Annotated in this window: 3 protein-coding genes and 1 tRNA gene; 1 reads left to right on the forward strand and 3 read right to left on the reverse strand. The window is 47.3% G+C overall.

Translation table 11 applies throughout. The annotated features are described in order from the left end of the window. Position 1 precedes the first annotated feature (1 nt). The 3 genes from B7Y67_RS14485 to uvrC all read right to left on the reverse strand — a co-directional run bounded on the left by B7Y67_RS14485 (position 2) and on the right by uvrC (position 2,744). Positions 2-74, reverse strand: a tRNA-Gly gene (locus tag B7Y67_RS14485). Between the two features lie 117 nt (positions 75-191). Further along, positions 192-767: a CDP-diacylglycerol--glycerol-3-phosphate 3-phosphatidyltransferase gene (gene pgsA, locus B7Y67_RS14490; protein WP_293599244.1), complete on the reverse strand. Its 576-nt coding sequence runs from the start codon at positions 765-767 to the stop codon at positions 192-194. 36 nt (positions 768-803) lie between these two features. Continuing rightward, entirely contained in the window at positions 804-2,744 is a 1,941-nt protein-coding gene (gene uvrC, locus B7Y67_RS14495; RefSeq protein WP_293599245.1) for an excinuclease ABC subunit UvrC, read from the reverse strand. Here uvrC and earP point away from each other — a divergent pair. After that, positions 2,743-2,804: elongation factor P maturation arginine rhamnosyltransferase EarP (gene earP / locus B7Y67_RS14500; protein WP_293599246.1), on the forward strand; the 62-nt coding region annotated here is incomplete at its 3' end. The genes uvrC and earP overlap by 2 nt on opposite strands.

Genomic DNA, 2,804 nt, shown 5'->3' on the forward strand with positions numbered 1-2,804 from the left:
GAGCGGGAAAGGAGGTTCGAACTCCCGACCTATACCTTGGCAAGGTATCGCTCTACCAGCTGAGCTATTCCCGCATAACAGGGCAGTAGTTTAACAAACAATTTTAGAGAACGCATTATTTGTGAGTTAGACCAAAAACTGGCAAGACTCACCTTTCCATCAAACCCTTATCGGCCATGGGTTTGCTGACTTTATTCAGCCTTATCAACTAGCTGAGGCAAAGCCTTTTTCATGTAATAGAACATTGACCAAAGCGTTAAAAAGGATGCAATCCAGATTAACCAAGTGCCAACTTGTGCGCAATTTAACCAACCAAATAAGGTGTCGTTTAACAATAAAAATGGAATCGCCACGAGTTGAGCGGTGGTTTTTAGCTTGCCAACCATGTGCACGGCAACGCTTTTTCCGGCACCCAATAGCGCCATCCACTCTCTTAATGCTGAGATGGTAATTTCACGACCAATAATGATGAGGGCCACCCAGACTTGGACGCGGTCCATATTGAGCAAAACGAGTAATGCAGCAGCTACGATTAATTTATCTGCCACCGGATCTAAGAATTGGCCGAATGCCGATTCTTGTTTCATTTTGCGAGCTAAATAACCATCCAACCAATCGGTCACTGCCGCAAAAACAAAAATCACAGTGGCGGTGAGATTTTTCTCGAAAGGAGTAAGCCAGCTATTCGGTAAAAAAAATACTGCAACCACGAGAGGAATTGCGGCTACACGTAACCAGGTCAGAGCAATAGGCAGATTAAATGGCATGACTCAAGCATAAACCAATGTGCGTACACTGGGAAATCAATGGAGTTGCCTATAAATTTGCTCAGCTAATGCGGTGGATATTCCCTCCACGCTGGAAAGCTCCTCAATAGTGGCATTAGAAACACCGCGCAAACCCCCAAAACGGGCGAGTAATTTTTGACGGCGCTTTGCTCCAATCCCCTCAATCTCCTCTAACTGAGAAACCGTTCTGGCTTTTGCACGCTTGGCTCGCATACCCGTAATAGCAAAGCGATGCGCCTCATCTCGTATTTGGGCTACCAATAGCAACGCGGCACTATCTATACCAAGTTCGAGCGATTTACGTTCATCTGCAAAGATGAGCGTCTCAAGACCTACCTTACGACCCTCGCCTTTGGCGACGCCAACGATGAGACTGATGTCCATGCCGAATTCAGAGAGGACTTGTCTTGCCATCTCTACCTGACCTTTGCCGCCGTCGATCAAAATGACTTGGGGCATTTTCTCAACAGGAAGCTCCTGGAAGTTTGCGTAACGGCGTTGCAAGACCTGACGCATTGCAGCGTAGTCATCACCTGGAGTAATGTCGTTGATATTGAAGCGGCGATATTCACTAGGCTGCATTGCGTTTTTGGAATACACCACACAAGATGCTTGAGTGGCCTCACCGGAAGTATGGCTAATATCAAAACATTCAATACGCAGTTGCTCAAGACTTTCCAGTTCGAGCGCCAGGACATCAGCTAATGCTCTTGCTCTTGCCAGTTGGCCGCCCGTCTCCACTAAACGCTTGGCAATCGCGATCTTGGCATTACCTTCAGCCATAGCCAACCAATGTCGTCTTTGGCCTTGGGGCTGATGAAGGAAAGTAATGCGCTTGCCAGCTTGCGCATTGAGTAAGTCATGCAAACCTTCCGGGGCTGATTGCTCGGTAACATCTTCAGCACTTTCTTGCGATGCTGAAATATCATCAACCAACTTTCTCAGGGGGTGATTCAAAATCAGCACCGGTGGAATTAAATTGGTGGTCGCCTCACCATCACCGGACTTCTCCTCCAAGTAATGCTGAGCAATAAAGGCTTCGAGAATTTCTGCTGGAGGTGGCAGTTCTCCCGAGCCTGAGCGCAAACCTTTCGGGAAATAAGCCCGATCACCCAAATGGCGACCACCACGAATCATTGCCAAATTGACGCAAACCACGCCTTCCATTTGAGCAACAGCAATCACATCCACATCACCCTCACCATCAGCAACGGTATCCATCGACTGCTGCTGCAAGACGCTCGAGAGATCTGCAATACGATCTCTTAAGACTGCAGCCATTTCAAACTCCATGGCATCGCTATAGACATGCATTTTCTTTTCAAGCTCAGAAAGCACTCGACTATGATCGCCCTCTAAAAACCGGGTTGCCTGGGCTACGTCCTGCCCATACTGCTCAGCATTTAGACGGCCAACACAAGGTGCACTACAGCGATGAATTTGATGTAACAAACAAGGGCGACTGCGGTTTTTAAATACAGAGTCTTCACAGGTTCTCAGGCGAAATACTTTCTGCAAAATTTGAACGCTATTTCGCACTGCCCATGAATTTGGGAATGGTCCAAAGTAGTTATTGCGCTTATCTGTTTTTCCGCGATACGAGGCCAAACGAGGGAACTGGTGACCCGTCAACATCACATAGGGATAGGACTTATCATCTCGGAAGAGAATGTTAAATGGTGGGGCCAACTCCTTAATGAGATTGTTCTCTAGAATTAAGGCTTCGGTTTCTGAGCGTGTTACTGTAGTTTCGTAGCGGGCAATTTTTCCCACCATCAGCTCTATTCGTGGTGAAATCTGCGTTCGTTGGAAGTAACTAGATACACGCTTTTTGAGGTTGCGTGCTTTACCGACATACAGAATATGTCCCGCCTCATCAAAGAAGCGATACACCCCCGGCAATCCGGGGAGCCGTTTAACATCCTGCTGAAGGGTTTCAAAAAGCGAATTGCTCATGCGTTGGGATATTTTCTGTCAAATCGTAGACAACTATGGTGATGCCGGTGTTTGCTGGCG

Source organism: Polynucleobacter sp. 35-46-11 (genome assembly GCF_002281105.1).

Excerpts from the sequence above, each read along its gene's own strand:
- pgsA (WP_293599244.1), bottom strand. The coding sequence starts at position 767 with ATGCCATTTAATCTGCCTATTGCTCTGACCTGGTTACGTGTAGCCGCA.
- uvrC (WP_293599245.1), bottom strand. The coding sequence starts at position 2,744 with ATGAGCAATTCGCTTTTTGAAACCCTTCAGCAGGATGTTAAACGGCTC.